Genomic DNA, 17264 nt, shown 5'->3' on the forward strand with positions numbered 1-17264 from the left:
GAACACAGGGTCATCACTCGATACGGTGGGAACAAAAGGTAAAGCCGCTGTCCGCACCCGAGAACACCGGAAACCACGGCAGGGCAACCGAAGCGTGGGGAATCGGCGCTGGCGACCAACAACGTGACGCAACCCCGTGGAGCGCCGATTTCCCACGCCACGGCGAAGCCGTGCCTGAAACCCAGCCAAAGCTCAACGAGCAAAGCCAACGCCGAAGCCAAACCCGATGCCCAGCAGGCGAAGGATGAACATCACAACCCCCACCAGGCAAGGCAATCAACAACCCGGCAGCACAAGGATCCCCACCAGAACCCAGCGAAGCCAGCCGAAAGGCGGTGAACCCGTCGGCCACAGCACCCCGATACCGCCGGACAATCTGGCTCAACACCGAATCAAGCGCCCGAACCTGCGAAACCAGATACGCCACGGCGTACTCGACCTGTGTCCCGGCATACGCCGCATGCAGCGGGAAAGCCGTCCGATAGCCGGCCGGTGCGCCCAGGGAGTTCTCGCAGCCGTTGCTCTGCGCGCCGGCCGTGAGCATGCTGGCCGTCGTCTCTCCCGGGCACGACGCGTTCGCCAGCCGTAGGCCGCGAAGTGTCGCGTACTTCTCCGCGTACCCGCGGAAGTTGGCCGCGTCGAGGTAGTCGGTGCGGGGTGTGACCGCGGCCGGGCGGTAGCCGAATGCCACGGAGTCGCCGAGTGCCAGGTAGCGGCCGTGGTAGCCCGTTGCCGAGGCTGGCGCTGTGGTCAGGGATGTCACTGCCAGCACCACCGCGCCGCCGAGAGGAAACGCCTGAACCCCATGACCGGCTCCCTTCGCTTGGCAGAACCGATTCTGCCGCGCGAAGGGAGCCGTCAGAAACCGATCGTCGACGGCGGTTTCGGGCCGGCTGCCGATGCCTCGGCCGTTCCCGGCTCGACCGCGGGGCAATGCGTGCCGGGCGCCGGGAGCTTGCCGCTGATCAAATAGTCGTCGGTCGCCTTGGTCACGCACGCGCTCTTCTTGAAATACGCGCCGTGGCCCCAACCGTCGTACGTCAGCAGCGTGCTTCCGCTCTGCCGGGCCGCCGTCTGCGACCACGCGTACGGTGTCGCCGGGTCGTGCCTGCTGCTCAGCATCAGCAGGGGCGGCGCGCCGTGCACCCGCAGCCGGTGCTGCGGGTTGCTCGTGCGGTTCGGCCAGCCGATGCAGCCGGCGACCGCCGTCCAGCCCAGCGGGTTGACCTTGACGTCCGGCGCGAACGCCGCGGCCGCGCGGCGGTAGGTCTCCAGTTCGGCGAAGTTGCGCACGGGCAGGTGCCAGTCGGCGCAGAACACGCTTTGGATGACGTAGTTGACCGGGAAGTCCGCACGCAGCCGCGCCGAAGCCGCGGTGCCGTCCGCGAAGGACTTGAGCGTCGACGCGAGCCGATCCCAGCTCGGGCCGTAGAAGTTGCTCTGGATGATCGACGCGAGCGTCAGCGGCGTGACCGGTTCACCGCTTCGCGGGTCCGTCAGCTCGTCGCGCGCGGCCTTGTCCTGCAGGTCACGCGTCACCTTGGAGACGTCTCGCCCGTGCAGCGCGCAGTTCGGTGTCCGGTCGCACCAGGCTGCGAACTCGCCGAACTCCGCCTGGAGCGATCGGGTTTCGCTGCTGATGAAGTCCCACGCGGTGCGCTGCGAGTGGTCCATGTTGCTGTCCAGCACGAGCGCGCGGACCTTGTCCGGGAACAGTTCCGCGTACTGCTGGCCCATCAGCGTGCCGTAGGAGACGCCGTAATAAGTCAGCTTCGGCTCGCCGAGGGCGACGCGGATGGCGTCCATGTCCCGCGCGACGCTCTTCGTGTCGCCGAGCCGTGCCAGCGGCCCGGTGATCCGGTCGCAGCTCTCGCCGAGCTTCCGGTTGTACTCCGCGAGCTGCTCGAACTCGGCCTGGTTGCGCGGCACCTGCGGGTGGTCGGCGATCAGTTCGTCGAGCCCGCAGTTGATCCGGGTGCTGGCGCCGATGCCGCGCGGGTCGAAGCCCACGGTGTCGAAGCGCTCGGTGATCGCGGCCGAGAGCGACCAGCCCGCCTTGACCTCCTCGGTGCCGGAGCCGCCGGGGCCGCCCGGGTCCATCAGGACCGAGCCGATCCGGGCCTGCGGGTTCGTGGCCTTGCGCCGGGCGAGCGCGATGGTCGTGGTGCCCTGGTCGGGGTGCGCCCAGTCGAGCGGCACGGTCACCGTGCCGCAGTCGACGCCGGGCGCGTCGGCGCACGGCTGCCAGCCGACGGGTTCCGCTGCCGAAGCCGGCGTTGCCGTCAGCAGGCTCCCCAGTACCGCGCTGACGGCCACGGCCGTCAGCAACCGCTTGCTTACCCCCGGCATGCCAGCCCTTCCCCTCACCGACAGTGCATGATCGGCTCCAATAAATCACCGATCCGGTGACGGCGCCAGCTTCCCCGGTGAATCAGGCCCGCTCGGCCCGCCGGAGCCAGGCCGTCGCCAGCGCGCCGAGCACGCACAGCGCCGCCAGCACGCCGAACGCCCAGCCGAACCCGGTCGCCGGGCCGGTGCGCAGGCCCTGGGACAGCACGATGACGCACAACGCGCCGCCGAGCGCGCCGCCCACGCGCATCACGATGTTCACCAGCGCGGTGGCATGGCCGAGCGAAACGGCGTCGACCGACGCGTACGCCGCCGTCGACGCGGGGATGATCGACAGCCCGAGCCCGGCGCCGCGGACCAGGAGCAGCGCCTGGATCAGCCACATCGGCGAGTCCGGGCCGAGAAACGGGAGCGGCACCGTGCTCGCCAGCACCACGAGTGACCCAGTGAGCGCGACGGTGCCGCCGCCGTAGCGGTCGGTCAGCCGTCCGGCCACGAACACGAACACGGCCGTGGCCAGGCCCATCGGCGCGAGCAGGACGCCCGACTCGGCGGCCCCGGCGCCGAGCCGGATCTGGAACCACAACGGGAGCAGCAGGACGGCGCCGAACATCCCGGCGCCGCCGAGCAGCACGGACGTGAGCGCGGACCCCATCACCGGCCGTGCGGCGAGCCGCAGCTGCAGCACCGGGTGGGGCGTGCGCAGCGACCACCAGGTGAACAGGCCCATCGCGGCGGCGCCGACGGCCGCGAGCACGACGTTGAGCGACCCGGGCGTGCCGAGTTCGGTCAGCGCGTACACCAGTAGCGGCAGGCCGAGCGACACCATGGCCAGGCCGCGCCAGTCCATCGGCGGCGGCTGCTGCCGGTCGCCGCGCGGCACGTACCGCAGCGCCAGTCCGAAGGCGAGCACGCCGATCGGGAGGTTCAGCCAGAACAGCACCGGCCAGGAGAAGTGCGCGAGCAGGAACCCGCCGACGCTCGGCCCGACGACCGGCGCGAGCCCGACCACGAGCGCCAGCGTGCCCATGGTGCGGCCCAGCCGTTCCGGGCCGACGGCCAGCCCGATCACGGTCTGCCCGGCGGTGACCATCACACCGGCCGCCATGCCTTGCACGGCACGGAAAGCGATCAGCGTGCCGACGTCGGGGGCGAGCGCGCACGCCACCGACGTGAGCAGGAACGCGGCCAGCGCGGCGAGCCACAGGCGTCCGGCGCCGTACTTGCGGCCGAGCCACGGGGTGAGCGGGAGCGCGGCCGAAAGGCCCAGCAGGTACGCCGTGGCAACCCACTGGATCGCGACGAGCTCGACGCCGAGGCTGTGCCGCATCGACTCGAGCCCGAGGGCCACGATCGAGGCGTCCATGTTGCCCAGGAAGCCGCCGAGCGCCATCACGCCGGAGGCGATCCAGACGGTGCGCGGGATCGGCGGCAGGTCGGTGCGGAGATCGGTCATGCCACCGACGGTAAAAGCTCAAGGATGGTCGAGGTCAACCTTGCCGCGCCCGTCGCCCTGTGTTATGCATGAGTAATGCATGAAACGCGGCTGGCGAACCTGCTGGGCGCGGCGGTGCTGAACCTGTCCGACCGGATGACGAGTGCCGCCGCCCAGGCGGCCGGTGTCAGCCTGAGCGGGACGGCCGCGCTCGTCGTCCTCACCGAGTTCCCCGGCCTCGGCGGCACCGAGCTGGGGCAGCGGATCGGGATCGGCCAGCCGGCCTGTGCCCGGATGCTCGACCAGCTCGAAGCCCGCGGGCTCGTCCGGCGGCAGGCGAAGAGCGGCCGGGCGGTCGGTGTCGTGCTCACCCGCACGGGGCGGGCCGCGGCGAACCGCGCACTCGCGGCCCGGCAGGACGTGCTGGCCGGCGCGCTGGCCGCGGTGTCCGGACGGGACGCTCTCGAGCCGGTGCTGGAGCAGCTGCTGCGGGGACTGCACGCCGAAGTCCGCTCGGGTGACCTGATGTGCCGGCTGTGCGACCGGCCCGGCTGCGTCGCGCAGGACCGGATCTGCCCGGTCGGGCAGGCGCAGCGTGAGCTGGGGACGTCGTGATGGGGAACGTCCTCGCGCTCGTCGCGGCCCTGTGCTTCGGGATCACGCACTTCGTCAGCGGGCTGGTGTCCCGCCGCGCGCCGGGCATGACCGTGTCGCTGTACGCGCAGGTCGCGGGCACAGTCGTGACCGTTCCCTTCGCCGCGTTCGCCGGCGCGGGCACGCCCACCGCGGCGGCGCTCGGGTGGGGCGTGCTTTCCGGTGCGGGCACCGGGATCGGCGTCGCCTTCCTCTACCGCGCGATGGGCAAGGGGGCGATGAGCCTGGTCGTGCCCGCCAGTGACGTCGCCGCCGTGGTCCTGCCGGTCCTTTTCGGCCTGTTCCTGCTGGGCCAGCGGCTGTCGTTCGCCGCGCTCGCCGGGATCTGCTGCGCGGTACCGGCGTTGTGGCTGGTCTCGCGGTCGCGCGGCGAACGCGGCGGCCGGACGGCGGCGGGGATCCCGGACGCTTTCGTCGCCGGGCTCGGCTTCGCCGTCCAGTTCGTCGCGCTGTCGCGGATCCCCGCCGAGGCGGGCTTCTGGCCGGTGGTGCTCAGCCGTGCGGTGTCGGTGGTGGCCATCGCCGGCCTGGTCGCGGCGACGCGGGCGCCGTGGCGGCTGCCGTCCCGGCTGCTCGCGCCGGCCGCGTTCGCCGGAGCGTGCGGCAGCGCGGCGATCGTGCTCTACCTGCTGGCGGCCCAGCAGCAGCTGCTGGCCGTCGCGACCGTGCTCGCCGCGCTCTACCCGGCGGTGCCGGTGCTGCTGGCGCTGGTCTTCCTGCGTGAACGGCTCAGCCGTGCCCAGATCGCCGGGCTGGCCGGCGCGGGTGCCGCGATCGCGCTCGTGTCACTGGGCTGACCGGCGGCTGACGACGCTCCGGCTGCCCGCCTTGAGACCCCGGTAGTGCTCCAGGGCGGCCACGGACTCGGTGACCTGCTCGAAGCTGGGCAACGCGCGCACGTTCGCCACCAGAGTCATGTCCTTGCGCGGGATTTCGATGAAGCAGACCTCGACGCCGGCGTGCTCGGCGTGGGTGGCGACCTCGGCCTGCCAGCCGGGGAGATCGAGGTCGTCGCCGAGCCATTCGTGCAGGTAGACGCACCACTTCCCGCGCAGCAGCTCACCCGCGATGGCTTCCAGGCCGACCACGTACGGCTCGGTCACGTGCTCGGCCATGACCGTTCCCCGCAACACCAAGGCACTGTTCCCTCCCGCACCCGGCGGCGACCCCTACCGCCGGAAAGCGCATTCCCGGCGGGAGCCTCCCCGCTTCGCCGAGCAGCGCGAACCCCGGTGACCGATGGTCGAGCACCGGGGTCCGCCAACTTACCGGGGGTTTTGGTTCACAGCAACCGTTTCCCGGAGATCACGAAAGCGCGTGCACAATCGGTGTGCGGATGCACGGTCATTTCAGCCGTGCGCGCAGAGCCGTCCGAAATGGACAAAACGGTCCGGTTGCCGATCACAGATCCCGGGCGAAGCAGCGCGAGAGGGGTTCGCCGCGGTAGGGCCCGTACGCCTCGATCGGCTCGTAGCCTTCGCGCTGGTAGAAACGGATCGCCTCCGGCTGGCCGATGCCGGTTTCCAGCAGCAGCCGCGTGATGCCGAGGTGTCGCGCGTGGTCTTCGAGGGCGCGCAGCAGGGCGGCCGCGACGCCGGTGCCGCGGGCCGGCGGCTCGACGTACATGCGCTTGACCTCGCCCGAACCGGGGCCGAGCGGTCGCAGTCCGCCGCAGCCCACGGCGGTGCCCTCGGCGTCGCGCGCGACCAGGAACACGGCGACGGTCTCGGCGGTGGGGACCGCGCCGGGTTCGTGGTCGTCGGTGCCGTAGCGGGCGTCGAGCTCGATCCGCTGGGCTTCGCGCAGGCGGATGGCGTCGGCATCGTCCCAGTTCACCGGGGTGATCGTCAGCGTGCAGTCGATCATCAGGCACACTCCCTTTTCCGTAACAAGCGTTACCGTAGCATCTGTTACGCTTCCGGGCCATGCCGAAGCAGCGTGACGTGCAGGCCCAGCGGGAGCTGCTCTCGAACGCGACGTGGCAGGTCCTGGCCGATGAGGGCCTGCCGGGATTGACGCTGCGCGCGGTCGCCGAGCGCGCCGGCTGCACGACGGGCCTGGTGATGCACGCGTTCCCGACGAAGAAGGCGTTGCTGTTGCACGCGCGTGACCTGCTGTACGAGCGCACGGCGGTGCGCGCGGACGCGGCGGAGGCGGCGTGCTCGTCCGCGCCGGCCGCGCTCGCGGCGGTGCTCGGCCAGGCGGTGGACCTCCCGCACGGCCACCACGAGGAATCCCGGGTATGGGTGGGCTTCCTGGCGGCGGCCCTGGCCGACGACGACCTGGCCGAGCGCCACCGCGCGGCGAACCGTTCGTTCCTGGCCCGCGTCCACCGGCTGGTGGCGGCCTGCCGTCCGAAGTGGACGGACGAGCGGGTCGAGCTGACGACGAAGAGCCTGGTGGCGCTGGTCGAGGGCCTGAACGTCCTGGCCGCGGCCGACCCGAAGACCTACCCGGCCCGGCTGCAGCAGGCCGCGCTGGCGGAGGCGCTCGCTGCGCTGGAGCCCGCGTCACGGCAGTGAACGGGTCAGCCAGACCACCTCGCCGGCCGCCTCCGTGGAAACGTGGTGCCGCGCGAACCCGAGCTTCGCCAGGACGCGCAACGACGGCGTGTTCCCCGCGCCGACGGTCGACCAGAGCCGTGTCCGCCCGGTCGCCGCCGCGGCTTCGAGCACTGCGCCGGCCGCCTCGGTGGCGTAGCCGTGCCCGTGCGCGTGCCGGTTCGTCGATGGCGACGCGGCCGAAGAGCCACCGGCAGTCGCCGATGAAGTCGCCTTCTCGGCGGTGCTGGACGGGCGGCAAGGAGACTGTGCGCGGCCCGTTGTCGCGAAGAAGCCCGCGAGCTGCTGCAGCATCACGCCGCCGGGCCGAAGCGGCGGCGATAGGCGCTCGGGCTGAGTCCCGTGTGGCGGCGCAACTGTGCTCGCAGGTTCGCCGCCGTTTCGAAGCCGCTCGCGGCCGCCACGCGGTCCAGTCTCAGCTCGCCCCGCTCGATCAAGCGGCACGCCAGGCTCACCCGTTCCGTCGTCAGCCACGCCAGCGGTGTCGTTCCCAGCTCCGCGCGGAACTTCCGGTGCAGCGTCGCCGGGCTGGTGGCCGCGCGGGCGGCCAGGTCCGGCACCGTCAGGGGCTGGTCCAGCCGCTCCAACGCCCACGCCAGGACCGGCGCCAGCGACGTCTCCGGCACCGCCGGCACCGGGCGGGCGATGAACTGCCGCTGGCCGCCGTCGCGGTGGCCCGTGAACACCAGGCGGCGGCTGACCGCGTTGACGACTTCCGCTCCGTGGTCGCGGTGGATGATGTGCAGTCCCAGATCGAGCGAGGCCGCGCTGCCCGCCGCCGTGAGGACGTTGCCCTCGTCGATGAACAGCACCTCCGGTTCCCAGTGCACCCGTGGGAACCGCGCCGCCAGCGAGGCGGCCCACTGCCAGTGGGTGGTGGCCCGCTTGCCGTCGAGCACGCCCGCTTCCGCCAGGGCGAGTGCTCCGGTGCAGAAGCTGACCAGGCGGGCGCCGCGGTCGGCGGCCCGGCGGATCGCCGCGATGATCGCCGGGTTCGTCGGGACGTCGGTGTCCGGACGCGCCGGGACGATCAGCGTGTCCGCCGCGTCGGCCGCATCGAGGCCGGCGACGTCGGACAGCGTGAACATGCCGAGGTTCATCCGGACCGCGGGCGTCGCCGCGCAGAGCGTGAAGTCGTACCAGGGCCGGTCGAGTTCGGGACGCCGGAGGCCGAATAGCTCGGTCGCCACGCCCATCTCGAACGGGTTCGACTCCGCGGTGACGATCGCGACGACCCGGTGCGAGAATTCTTGCGGCATGTGCGATTCCTAGCACTCGCGCCGGCGAAACGCCAGGTCGAGGATGGTCCGCATGAACCCGATCGACCTCAACGAAGTCCTCGCGACCTTCGACGCCGCCTGGAGCCCGCGCATCGTCACCCGCGTCAACGACTACGACATCCGGCTCGCGCGGTTCGACGGCGAGCACGTCTGGCACGTCCACGAGCACACCGACGAGTTCTTCCTCGTCCTCGACGGCGAGGTCGAGATCGGCCTGCGCGACCCGGACGAACGCGTCGTCACGCTCGGCCGCGGGCAGGTCTTCGTGGTGCCGAAGGGCACGTTCCACAAGCCGTCGTCGAAGGCGGGGGCGAGCGTGCTGCTGGTCGAGCCCGCGGGGACGCTCACGGTCGGCGACGCGCACGACGACGTTCCCGATCACGTCGACGTGACTACCGGGCACATCGTCTGACGTCGGGGAGCGGGAAGGCGCGGCCCGCCCTCCCTGGGGGCTGCCCCCGCTTCCAGCGTATCGAGACGGTCCGACGGAAATTGGGAACCAGCCCCGCTCGCGGCCCGGTTGTCCACACCCCGGCCGGATTGTGTACAACCGGCGCGAAACGCCTGCCTCGAGGGCGAGCCCGCGGTCGAACCCCGCCTGCTCAACAGCCGGCTGGTGTGGGCCGATCGCGACGAAGACAAGGCCGACGACGGCGTCTGGGCCGTCACCTGCTTCGTCACGCACAAGGGCTTCCGGCGCCAAGGGGTGAGCGCGGCCCTGGCGAAGGCGGCGGGGGACTTCGCCCGCGAGCGGGGTGCGCGGGCGGTCGAGGGCTACCCCATCGTCGTGGCGCCCGGGCAGAAGCTCGCCTGGCCCGGTGAACTGTTCGTCGGCACGACCGGGATCTTCGCCGATGCCGGGTTCAGCGAGGTCAGCCGTCCGACGGCCCGGCGGGTGGTCATGCGGCTGACCTGCTGAGTCTTCCATGGGAACGGCGTACCCTCCTCCGCATGAAACGGACATCGTTCGCGCAGTGGCCGTGCTCGATCGCGCGCACCATGGATCTGCTCGGTGACTGGTGGACGCCGCTGGTGCTGCGGGACGCCTTCTACGGCGTGCGTCGCTTCGACGAGTTCCAGCAGGCGCTCGGCATTGCGCGCAACACCCTCGCCGACCGGCTCAAGCGGCTGGTCGACGAGGGACTGCTGGAGAAGGTGCCGTACCAGACCGAGCCGGTCCGCTACGACTACGTCCTCACCGAAAAGGGCCGCGACTTCTACCCCGTACTGCTCGCGATGACCCGCTGGGGCGACAAGTGGCTCGCGAGCGACGAGGCCGGCCCGCCGATCACCGTCCACCACCTCGCCTGCGGGCACGACACGCACGCCGAAATCGTCTGCGCCGAGTGCGCCGGACCGATGACGCCGGACGACACGCGGATGCGCCGCGGTCCCGGTTTCCCGGCCCGGCTGGCGCGGCGCCCGGACGTCGAGGAGCGGTTCGCCCGGCAGGAGTGATTGACAGAGTCAGTCTATCTACGCAACTATCGTGGTCAACCGGGAGAAAGGCGGCCACGATGGAGTGGACGGGCGCGCGGTACGCCGACCTGCCGACGGCCGAGGTGCAGACCTGGATCGACGCTGCCCCCGAGGACGTCTGGCCGGTGGTCTCGGACATCTCGCTGATGCCCGAGCTGAGCCCGGAACTCCAGTCCGTCGAATGGTGCGAGGAAGGCCGCAAGTTCCTCGGCCGCAGCAAGCACGACGCGTTCGGCGAGTGGGAGACGACCTCGTACGTCGTGGAGTGCGAAGCGCCGCGGGTGTTCGCGTGGGCCGTGCAGGACCCCGACGAGCCCAGCGCCGTCTGGAAGTTCACCCTCGAACCGGACAACGGGGGCACGGTCCTGAGCCAGTGGATGCGGATGGGGCCCGGCCGGTCCGGGCTGTCGTTCGCCATCGACCGGATGCCGGAGAAGGAACAGAAGATCGTCTTCGTCCGCATGCGGGAGTTCGAGACGGCGATGCAGGGCAACCTCGCCGCGATCAAGGCCCGGGTCGAAAACCGGTGAAGACCGCCACGACCGTCGAGTTCTCGAAGGACACCCGCACCACGCTGGACTTCGTGCTGGAAGCCGAAAAACTGGGTCTCGACGTCTGCTGGGTGGCCGAAGCCTGGGGCTCGGACGCGCCGTCCGCGCTCGGCTACCTCGCCGCGCGCACCGACCGGATCCGGCTCGGCTCCGGCATCGTCCAGCTGGGCACGCGCACGCCGGTCGCGATCGCGCAGGCCGCGCTCACCCTCGCCGATCTCTCCGGCGGCCGGTTCGCGCTCGGGCTCGGCCCGTCCGGTCCGCAGGTGATCGAAGGCCTGCACGGTGTCCCGTTCGCGAAGCCGCTGACGCGCATGCGGGAGACCGTCGAGATCATCCGCCAGGCGTTCGCGGGCGAGAAGATTTCCTTCTCCGGCACGGCGTTCGAGATCCCGCTGCCCGGTGAGGCCCGCCCGATGCGGCTGTCCACCGCGCCGAACCCGGACATCCCCATCTACCTCGCGACGCTGTCGCCGAAGCTCCTGGAGCTCACCGGCGAGGTCGCCGACGGCTGGCTCGGCACCAGCTTCGTGCCCGAAGGCGCCGACGCGTACTTCACCCACCTCGACGCCGGGCTCGCGAAGGCGAGCAGGCAACGCGCGGACATCGACGTCTGCCAGGGCGCCGAAGTCGCCTTCGCGGACAACGAAGCCGAGCTGCGCACCTTGGTCGGCAGCCGCAAGAAGGAACTGGCCTTCAGCCTCGGCGGGATGGGCTCGGCGACCACGAACTTCTACAACAACGCCTACAGCCGCCAGGGCTGGGCGGACGTCGCCGCCGAGGTCCGCGAGCGCTGGCAGGCCGGTGACCGCGACGGCGCGGCCGCGCTCGTCACCGACGAAATGGTGCTGGGCACGACGTTGATCGGCACCGAAGAGATGGTGCGCGAACGCCTGCGCGTCTGGCGGGCTGCCGGCATCGACACCGTCCGGTTCTACCCGGCCGGCGAAACACTCGACGCGCGTCTCACGACGCTCGGTCGCGCATTGGAGCTGACATGACCGGCGACTGGCACCGCACCGCGTGCAGCCTCTGCTACCTCAACTGCGGGCTGGAGGTGCAGCTCGACGGCCGGAAGATCACCCGTGTCCGCGGCGACAAGGGACACCCGCGCTCCGGCGGGTACCTCTGCCAGAAGGCGCAGCGCCTGACCTGGTACGGCGACCACGAAGACCGCCTGACGACGCCGCTGCGCCGGCGTCCCGACGGCACGCACGAACCGATCGGCTGGGACACCGCGCTCACCGAAATCGCGGCCAAGCTGCACGCGATCCGCGACGCCGACACCGCGGCCGGCCGGCCCGGCTCGTTCGCCTACGTCGGCGGCGGTGGCCAGGGCAACCACTCCGGCGGCGCGTACGGCGCTTCGCTGCTGAAGTGGATGAACTCGACGCGGCACTTCAACGCGCTCTCGCAGGAGAAGACCGGCGACTTCTGGGTCAACGGGCACCTGTTCGGCTCGACGACCGTGCACACCGCCGAGGACGTCGAGCACTGCGACCTGCTGGTCGTGCTCGGCTGCAACCCCTGGCAGGCACACGGCTTCAGCAACGCCCGGCAGGCGCTCAACACGCTCAAGAACGACCCGGACCGCCGGATGATCGTGATCGACCCGCGGCGCACCGAAACCGCGGAGCTGGCCGACCTGCACCTCCCGCTGCGTCCGGGCACCGACGCCTACCTGCTGGGCGCGATCCTGGCGCTGCTGCTCGAACGCGGTGGCGCGGACGAGCGGTTCCTCGCCGAACGCACCGAAGGCTTCGACGAGGTCGCCGCCGTGCTGGCGAAAGTACCGGTGGACGCGTGGATCGCGCACGCCGAAGTGTCCCGTGTGGACGTCGAGCGGGCGGTCGAGCTGATCCTCGCGGCCGAGGCGATGACCGTCCGCGTCGAGCTGGGCATCCAGCAGGGCAGGCATTCGACGCTCAACAGCTACCTCGAAAAGCTGCTGTACCTGCTCACCGGGCACTTCGGCCGGCGCGGCACGAACAACCTGCACTCGTGGCTGCTGCCGCTGTGGGGCGCGACGACCGGGCAGCGCTCCGAGATCACCGGTTTCGAGTACATCGGCGGCCTGCTGCCGGCCAACACGCTCGCCGAAGAGGTCCTCGCCGACCACCCGAACCGCGTCCGCGCGGTGTGGGTGGAGTCGTCGAACCCGGCCAACACCTTCGCCGGGACGCGGGACGTCGAACGCGCCCTGGAGGCCGCGGAGCTGACCGTGGTCGTCGACGTCGCCTACACCGAAACGGCCGCGCTGGCGGACTACGTGCTGCCCGCGGCGTCCCAGCACGAGAAGTGGGAGTTCACGCTCTTCACCTTCGAATGGCCGACGAACTACTTCCAGCTGCGGCGGCCGTTGCTGGACCCGCTGCCGGGCACGCTCGTCGAAGCCGAGATCTACGCGCGGCTTTTCGACGCGCTCGGCGTGCTGCCACCGCCCGACGTCCTCGGCGAGCTGGCCGCCGGGCCGCGTGCGGAGCTGCAGGCGGGAATCGGCGCGCTGGTCCAGGCGATGCCCGAGCGCGCGGCGATCCTGCCGGTGCTGCTCTACCGCACGCTGGGTGCGTCGCTGCCCGACGGCGCCGCGTCGATCGCGCCGCTGTGGGCGGGCTGCCACCGCGCGGCGAGGACGATGACCGTGCCGGTGCAACGCGCCTTGGGCACCTCCGCCACCGGCCCGCAGCTCGGCGAAGAGCTCTTCGAGCGGGTCCTGGCCGGCCCGACGCCGTTTTCGGCGCACGAGCAGGACGAAGTGTGGAGCCTGCTGCGCCGCGAACGCGTCCGGCTCGCCGTGCCGGAACTGCTGGACTGGCTGGCCGCGCTGGACCCGGCCGCCGAACGGCCCGACCCGGCGTACCCGTTTTCGCTGCTCAACGGGCAGCGGCGGGCGCACAACGCGAATCAGATCCTGCGCGACCCGCGCTGGCGCCGCACGGATCCGGACGGTGCCCTGCGCGCGCGTCCCGAAGAGCTGGCGTCGATCGGTGCGGCGCCGGGTGACTGGGTGGCCGTCGTGACGGCGGCGGGGCGGGTGGTCGTCCGCGCCGAAGCCGACCCCGCGCTGCGGCCGGGCCAGCTCGCGCTGCCGCACGGCTACGGCATGGCGCACCCGGACGCGCACGGCCGCCGGGTGGTCAGCGGTCCGCGGATCAACCTCCTCACGGACGCGCTGGACCGCGACCCGATCGCCGGCACGCCGCACCACAAGGACATCCCGGCGCGCCTGGAACCCGCGACGGAACAGGAACGGGCCACGGCGGAGGCGGACAGCGGGCGCGTGCGCGAGACTGTCGCGAGTGGACGGTCCTGACGCCGCACCGGGTTTATAGTGGGACCCCGACCGAAGGGGGCCCATGCGCAAGATCGTCTCGAACCTGTTCATCTCGCTCGACGGCGTGGTCGAAGCGCCGGACAAGTGGTCGTTGCGGTACTGGAGCGACGAAATCGGCCAGGCGGTCGGCAGCGGGATGGCCGCCGCCGACGCGATGTTGCTCGGGCGTGTCACGTACGAAGGCTTCGCCGAGGCGTGGCCCGGCCGGACCGTCGAAGAAGACGAAGGCGCCGAGTTCATGAACAGCGTGCGCAAGTACGTGCTTTCGTCGACTTTGTCCGAAGCCGGCTGGAACAACTCGACGCTGCTCACCGGCGACCCGGCCGAGGCGGTCCGGACGCTGAAGGCCGGGCCCGGCGGCGACATCATGACCAGCGGCAGCCCGACGGCGGTGCGGTGGCTGCTGGCCGAAGGGCTGGTCGACGAGCTGAACCTGCTGCTGTACCCGGTCGTCGTGGGCCGCGGAAAACGGCTGTTCCCCGAGACGGGGCCGTCGTTCCCGGTGGAACTGAAGAAATCGGCGACGTTCGGCAACGGCGTCGTCCAGCTGACCTACGTGCCGGCGTGATCACGCCGTTCCGGATCGAGGTCCCCGAGGCCGACCTCGACGACCTGCGCACGCGGCTGCGGCGGACACGCTGGCCCGAGGCCGAGCCGGTGGCAGACTGGAGCCAGGGCACGCCGCTGGCGTACCTGCGTCCGCTGTGCGAATACTGGGCCGCGGGATACGACTGGCGCCGCACGGAAGCCCGGCTGAACCGGTTTCCGCAGTACCGCACCGAAATCGACGGGATCGGCATCCACTTCCTGCACGTGCGTTCGCCGGATCCGGATGCGCTCCCGCTGATCCTCACGCACGGCTGGCCCGGCTCGTTCCTCGAGTTCTCGAAGGTGATCGAGCCGCTGTCCGAAGAGTTCCACCTGGTCATCCCGTCGCTGCCGGGCTACGGCTTCAGCGACAAGCCGTCGGTGCCCGGCTGGGGCATCGAGCGGATCGCGACCGCTTGGGCGGAACTGATGGCCCGGCTGGGGTACTCGCGCTACGGCGCGCAGGGCGGCGACTGGGGGACGTCGATCACGACGTCGCTGGCCCAGCAGGACGCGGCGCACCTGGCCGGCATCCACCTGAACCCGCCGATCGCGGCACCGGACCCGGCGACGTTCGATGATCTGACGCCGTCCGAGCGGACAGCGTTGGAAGCACTGGAAAACGCGCAACGCTGGGAAGACGGGTACTCGGTGCTGCAGTCGACCCGGCCGCAGACGATCGGCTACAGCCTGCTCGACTCCCCGGCCGGGCTGTGCGGCTGGCTGGTGGAGAAGTTCCACGCCTGGTCCGACGGCTTCCCGTTCACCCGCGACGAGCTGCTGGACGACATCACGCTGTACTGGCTCACCGGCACGGCGGCGTCCTCGGCCCGGCTGTACTGGGAGAGCATCCGCAAGGTCCAGAAGTGGTTCTCGGAGGCGACGGACGACACCGTCGACGTTCCGACGGGCTGCTCGATCTTCCCGGCGGAAATGCCACGCCCGTCGCGGCGCTGGGCGGCTCGCAGGTACACCGACATCCGGCATTGGAACGAGCTGCCGCGCGGCGGTCACTTCGCGGCGTACGAGCAGCCCGAACTGTTCGCCGGCGAGGTGCGGACGTTCTTCCGGCTGGTCCGCTAGCGCGAAGCGTGGTGCCGGACGAGCGGCAGGAAGAGCTGGGTCGCGATCTCTTCGAGCGCCTGGTCGGCGGGGGTGGCGCGCTCCACGAGCATGCGGTAGCGGATGAGCGCGCCCGGCATCGCGAGCACGGCGTCGGGGATCGGTGAACTCGCCGCGGGCCCTCGCCCGCTCGATCACCTGCTCGAAGGCGCCGGGGACGATCAGCTTGACGTCCTCGGGCACCTCTTCGAGCTCGCTCAGCAAGCCGGTGGCGACGTCGATGCCGATCTGCTCGACGCGCCCGGCGAGCTCGCGCACGAGGGCGGCGCGGCCGGGCCAGCGGCGGTTGGAGCGCCGGCCTGACGCTGGTGGCGCTGATCCCGTGCCTCGCCATCCCGGCGCGAAAGAGCCTCAGTTGACCTGCCGCGACTGTCCCTGCCAGAACGGCTCCCGCAGCTTGAACTTCTGGATCTTGCCGGTGGCCGTCCGGGGCAGCGCGGCCAGGAACTCGATGCGCTTCGGGCACTTGTACCCCGCCAGGTACCCCCGGCAGTGCTGGATCAGCTCCTCCGCCGTGACCTCTCCCTCGACCACGACCAGCGCCGTCACCAGCTCGCCCCACTTCTCGTCCGGGATGCCGATCACCGCGGCCTCGCGGATCGCCGGGTGCGAGTTCAGCGCGTCCTCCACCTCGATCGACGACACGTTCTCGCCGCCGGAGATGATCACGTCCTTCTTGCGGTCGGCGATCGTCAGGTAGCCGTCTTCGAAGGCGCCGCCGTCGCCGGTGTGGAACCAGCCGCCTTCGGTGACCCGGGCGGTTTCCGCGGGGTTCTCCCAGTAGCCGTCGAGGTTGTGGTTCGACTGCGCGAGCACCTCGCCGTCGCCGGCCACGGCGATCCGGACGCCCAGCGCCGGCGTTCCCGCGCGGCCCAGCAGCCGCGCCTGCTCGTGCGGGTCGAGGTCCGCCCACTCGCTGCGCATCCGGTTGACCGTCAGCAGCGGCGCGGTCTCGGTGAGCCCGTAGATCTGGATGAACTCCCAGCCCAGCTCCGCCCGGACCCGCTCGATCGTGCGCGTCGGCGGTGGCGCGCCGGCCACGACGATCCGGACGCGGTCGCGGCCGGGGATCTCGCCGCCCCACTGCGCCGCGCCGTCCAGCGCCGCCGTGACCACCGCGGGCGCGGCGCAGAGGATGGTGACGCCGTGTTCGTCGATGCGCCGCAGGATCTCGGTGCCGTCGACCTTCCGCAGCACGATGTGCCGCCCGCCGAGGCCGGTCACCGCGTACGGCATGCCCCAGCCGTTGCAGTGGAACATCGGCAGGGTGTGCAGCAGGACGTCGTTGTCGCTCAACGTCGTGTGCAGGCCGAAGACGACGGCGTTCAGCCAGATGTTGCGGTGGGTGAGCTGCACGCCCTTCGGCCGCGCGGTCGTCCCCGACGTGTAGTTGATCGTCGCCGTGGCCGACTCGTCGCCGGCCCAGGGCCGGGGTGTGCCGTCGCCGCCCCAGACGGCTTCGTCGTCGCGGCCGAGGACGAACACGTGCTTCGCCGTCACCGTGTCCAGCAGGTGTTCCAGCTCCGGGTCGACGATCAGCACCTCCGCGCCGGAGTGCTCCACTATGTACTTGACCTCGGCGGGGGCCAGCCGGAAGTTGACCGGCACCAGGACGCGGCCCCAGCCGGACACGCCGAAGAACGACACGAGCAGCCGCGCGGCGTTGTGCGACACGATCGCGACGCGGCCGCCGGCCGGCACGCCCAGCGCGTCGAGGTTGGCGGCCTGCGCGCGGGCCCGGCGCGCGACCTCGCGGTAGGTGAGCGAACCCCAGCTCGGCGCGGGCTGGTCCGGCTCGTCGACCACCGCGACGCGCTCCGGGTACACCGTTTCCGCGCGGTCGAGGAAGTCCCGGACACCCAGATCGAAGAACATCCCTCGATGATGACCCTTCACCGGGTGCCCGCACCA

21 protein-coding genes are annotated in these 17264 nt (G+C 71.3%); 12 read left to right on the forward strand and 9 right to left on the reverse strand.

Going from position 1 to position 17264, the window contains the following annotated elements:
- Positions 1–13: 13 nt before the first annotated feature.
- The 3 genes from I4Q55_RS27640 to I4Q55_RS27650 all read right to left on the reverse strand — a co-directional run bounded on the left by I4Q55_RS27640 (position 14) and on the right by I4Q55_RS27650 (position 3805).
- A complete protein-coding gene (locus tag I4Q55_RS27640; RefSeq protein WP_206791668.1) occupies positions 14–763 on the reverse strand; it encodes a hypothetical protein in 750 nt (249 codons plus the stop codon).
- Between the two features lie 95 nt (positions 764–858).
- Positions 859–2349 (reverse strand): alpha/beta hydrolase, encoded by a 1491-nt coding sequence (locus tag I4Q55_RS27645; protein WP_206791670.1) that lies wholly within the window; start codon positions 2347–2349, stop codon positions 859–861.
- Between the two features lie 82 nt (positions 2350–2431).
- Entirely contained in the window at positions 2432–3805 is a 1374-nt protein-coding gene (locus I4Q55_RS27650; RefSeq protein WP_206791671.1) for a DHA2 family efflux MFS transporter permease subunit, read from the reverse strand.
- Positions 3806–3880: 75 nt separating this feature from the next.
- Between I4Q55_RS27650 and I4Q55_RS27655 the strand changes: the two genes are divergently transcribed.
- A complete protein-coding gene (locus I4Q55_RS27655; RefSeq protein ID WP_206791673.1) occupies positions 3881–4399 on the forward strand; it encodes a MarR family winged helix-turn-helix transcriptional regulator in 519 nt (172 codons plus the stop codon).
- The gene (locus tag I4Q55_RS27660) at positions 4399–5235 is read left to right on the forward strand and encodes a DMT family transporter (RefSeq protein ID WP_242546863.1); all 837 of its coding nucleotides are present in this window, start codon (positions 4399–4401) and stop codon (positions 5233–5235) included. Before I4Q55_RS27655 ends, I4Q55_RS27660 begins: the two co-directional genes overlap by 1 nt.
- Here I4Q55_RS27660 and I4Q55_RS27665 read toward each other — a convergent pair.
- Together I4Q55_RS27665 and I4Q55_RS27670 are read right to left on the reverse strand one after the other, a co-directional pair.
- Positions 5224–5553, reverse strand: coding sequence for a hypothetical protein (locus I4Q55_RS27665; RefSeq protein ID WP_206791678.1), 330 nt, complete (start codon positions 5551–5553; stop codon positions 5224–5226). The two genes, I4Q55_RS27660 and I4Q55_RS27665, sit on opposite strands and share 12 nt — an antisense overlap.
- 286 nt (positions 5554–5839) lie before the next feature.
- On the reverse strand, positions 5840–6304 hold the full coding sequence (locus tag I4Q55_RS27670; protein ID WP_206791680.1) for a GNAT family N-acetyltransferase: 465 nt from the start codon (positions 6302–6304) through the stop codon (positions 5840–5842).
- Positions 6305–6363: 59 nt separating this feature from the next.
- Here I4Q55_RS27670 and I4Q55_RS27675 point away from each other — a divergent pair, with 59 nt between their 5' ends.
- Positions 6364–6960, forward strand: a complete 597-nt coding sequence (locus I4Q55_RS27675) for a TetR/AcrR family transcriptional regulator (protein ID WP_206791681.1) — start codon at positions 6364–6366, stop codon at positions 6958–6960.
- Here the strand turns inward: I4Q55_RS27675 and I4Q55_RS27680 are convergent.
- Positions 6949–7293, reverse strand: a complete 345-nt coding sequence (locus I4Q55_RS27680; RefSeq protein WP_206791682.1) for a GNAT family N-acetyltransferase — start codon at positions 7291–7293, stop codon at positions 6949–6951. The genes I4Q55_RS27675 and I4Q55_RS27680 overlap by 12 nt on opposite strands.
- Positions 7293–8258, reverse strand: a complete 966-nt coding sequence (locus tag I4Q55_RS27685; RefSeq protein WP_206791683.1) for a helix-turn-helix domain-containing protein — start codon at positions 8256–8258, stop codon at positions 7293–7295. Before I4Q55_RS27685 ends, I4Q55_RS27680 begins: the two co-directional genes overlap by 1 nt.
- 43 nt (positions 8259–8301) lie before the next feature.
- On the opposite strand from I4Q55_RS27685, the gene I4Q55_RS27690 reads away from it, so the two are divergent.
- The 8 genes from I4Q55_RS27690 to I4Q55_RS27725 all read left to right on the forward strand — a co-directional run bounded on the left by I4Q55_RS27690 (position 8302) and on the right by I4Q55_RS27725 (position 15314).
- Complete coding sequence (locus I4Q55_RS27690; protein ID WP_206791684.1) at positions 8302–8691, forward strand: cupin domain-containing protein; 390 nt, start codon at positions 8302–8304, stop codon at positions 8689–8691.
- Between the two features lie 204 nt (positions 8692–8895).
- Positions 8896–9198, forward strand: coding sequence for a GNAT family N-acetyltransferase (locus I4Q55_RS27695; protein WP_206791685.1), 303 nt, complete (start codon positions 8896–8898; stop codon positions 9196–9198).
- 32 nt (positions 9199–9230) lie between these two features.
- The gene (locus tag I4Q55_RS27700; protein ID WP_206791686.1) at positions 9231–9737 is read left to right on the forward strand and encodes a helix-turn-helix domain-containing protein; all 507 of its coding nucleotides are present in this window, start codon (positions 9231–9233) and stop codon (positions 9735–9737) included.
- 59 nt (positions 9738–9796) lie between these two features.
- On the forward strand, positions 9797–10288 hold the full coding sequence (locus I4Q55_RS27705) for an SRPBCC family protein (protein ID WP_206791687.1): 492 nt from the start codon (positions 9797–9799) through the stop codon (positions 10286–10288).
- Complete coding sequence (locus I4Q55_RS27710) at positions 10285–11310, forward strand: LLM class flavin-dependent oxidoreductase (RefSeq protein WP_206791688.1); 1026 nt, start codon at positions 10285–10287, stop codon at positions 11308–11310. The genes I4Q55_RS27705 and I4Q55_RS27710 overlap by 4 nt, the downstream gene beginning before the upstream one ends.
- Positions 11307–13622, forward strand: coding sequence for a molybdopterin-dependent oxidoreductase (locus I4Q55_RS27715; protein ID WP_206791689.1), 2316 nt, complete (start codon positions 11307–11309; stop codon positions 13620–13622). Before I4Q55_RS27710 ends, I4Q55_RS27715 begins: the two co-directional genes overlap by 4 nt.
- A gap of 43 nt (positions 13623–13665) precedes the next feature.
- Complete coding sequence (locus tag I4Q55_RS27720; RefSeq protein WP_206791690.1) at positions 13666–14211, forward strand: dihydrofolate reductase family protein; 546 nt, start codon at positions 13666–13668, stop codon at positions 14209–14211.
- A complete protein-coding gene (locus I4Q55_RS27725) occupies positions 14208–15314 on the forward strand; it encodes an epoxide hydrolase family protein (protein ID WP_206791691.1) in 1107 nt (368 codons plus the stop codon). Before I4Q55_RS27720 ends, I4Q55_RS27725 begins: the two co-directional genes overlap by 4 nt.
- On the opposite strand, the gene I4Q55_RS50230 is transcribed toward I4Q55_RS27725, so the two are convergent.
- On the reverse strand, positions 15311–15433 hold the full coding sequence (locus I4Q55_RS50230) for a hypothetical protein (protein WP_277991976.1): 123 nt from the start codon (positions 15431–15433) through the stop codon (positions 15311–15313). The two genes, I4Q55_RS27725 and I4Q55_RS50230, sit on opposite strands and share 4 nt — an antisense overlap.
- Here I4Q55_RS50230 and I4Q55_RS27730 point away from each other — a divergent pair.
- Positions 15417–15656, forward strand: coding sequence for a hypothetical protein (locus tag I4Q55_RS27730; RefSeq protein ID WP_206791692.1), 240 nt, complete (start codon positions 15417–15419; stop codon positions 15654–15656). The two genes, I4Q55_RS50230 and I4Q55_RS27730, sit on opposite strands and share 17 nt — an antisense overlap.
- Positions 15657–15704: 48 nt before the next feature.
- Here the strand turns inward: I4Q55_RS27730 and I4Q55_RS27735 are convergent, their stop codons facing one another.
- Positions 15705–17228, reverse strand: coding sequence for an AMP-binding protein (locus I4Q55_RS27735; RefSeq protein ID WP_206791693.1), 1524 nt, complete (start codon positions 17226–17228; stop codon positions 15705–15707).
- Positions 17229–17264: the final 36 nt, after the last annotated feature.

The organism is Amycolatopsis sp. MtRt-6 (assembly GCF_017308975.1).
In the GTDB taxonomy this organism is placed as follows: domain Bacteria; phylum Actinomycetota; class Actinomycetes; order Mycobacteriales; family Pseudonocardiaceae; genus Amycolatopsis.

Excerpts from the sequence above, each read along its gene's own strand:
- I4Q55_RS27655 (WP_206791673.1), top strand. The coding sequence starts at position 3,881 with ATGCATGAAACGCGGCTGGCGAACCTGCTGGGCGCGGCGGTGCTGAAC.
- I4Q55_RS27660 (WP_242546863.1), top strand. The coding sequence starts at position 4,399 with ATGGGGAACGTCCTCGCGCTCGTCGCGGCCCTGTGCTTCGGGATCACG.
- I4Q55_RS27680 (WP_206791682.1), bottom strand. The coding sequence starts at position 7,293 with ATGCTGCAGCAGCTCGCGGGCTTCTTCGCGACAACGGGCCGCGCACAG.
- I4Q55_RS27685 (WP_206791683.1), bottom strand. The coding sequence starts at position 8,258 with ATGCCGCAAGAATTCTCGCACCGGGTCGTCGCGATCGTCACCGCGGAG.
- I4Q55_RS27720 (WP_206791690.1), top strand. The coding sequence starts at position 13,666 with ATGCGCAAGATCGTCTCGAACCTGTTCATCTCGCTCGACGGCGTGGTC.
- I4Q55_RS27690 (WP_206791684.1), top strand. The coding sequence starts at position 8,302 with ATGGTCCGCATGAACCCGATCGACCTCAACGAAGTCCTCGCGACCTTC.
- I4Q55_RS27675 (WP_206791681.1), top strand. The coding sequence starts at position 6,364 with ATGCCGAAGCAGCGTGACGTGCAGGCCCAGCGGGAGCTGCTCTCGAAC.
- I4Q55_RS27705 (WP_206791687.1), top strand. The coding sequence starts at position 9,797 with ATGGAGTGGACGGGCGCGCGGTACGCCGACCTGCCGACGGCCGAGGTG.
- I4Q55_RS27730 (WP_206791692.1), top strand. The coding sequence starts at position 15,417 with ATGAGCGCGCCCGGCATCGCGAGCACGGCGTCGGGGATCGGTGAACTC.
- I4Q55_RS27715 (WP_206791689.1), top strand. The coding sequence starts at position 11,307 with ATGACCGGCGACTGGCACCGCACCGCGTGCAGCCTCTGCTACCTCAAC.
- I4Q55_RS27645 (WP_206791670.1), bottom strand. The coding sequence starts at position 2,349 with ATGCCGGGGGTAAGCAAGCGGTTGCTGACGGCCGTGGCCGTCAGCGCG.
- I4Q55_RS27665 (WP_206791678.1), bottom strand. The coding sequence starts at position 5,553 with ATGGCCGAGCACGTGACCGAGCCGTACGTGGTCGGCCTGGAAGCCATC.
- I4Q55_RS27735 (WP_206791693.1), bottom strand. The coding sequence starts at position 17,228 with ATGTTCTTCGATCTGGGTGTCCGGGACTTCCTCGACCGCGCGGAAACG.
- I4Q55_RS27650 (WP_206791671.1), bottom strand. The coding sequence starts at position 3,805 with ATGACCGATCTCCGCACCGACCTGCCGCCGATCCCGCGCACCGTCTGG.
- I4Q55_RS50230 (WP_277991976.1), bottom strand. The coding sequence starts at position 15,433 with ATGCCGGGCGCGCTCATCCGCTACCGCATGCTCGTGGAGCGCGCCACC.
- I4Q55_RS27700 (WP_206791686.1), top strand. The coding sequence starts at position 9,231 with ATGAAACGGACATCGTTCGCGCAGTGGCCGTGCTCGATCGCGCGCACC.
- I4Q55_RS27670 (WP_206791680.1), bottom strand. The coding sequence starts at position 6,304 with ATGATCGACTGCACGCTGACGATCACCCCGGTGAACTGGGACGATGCC.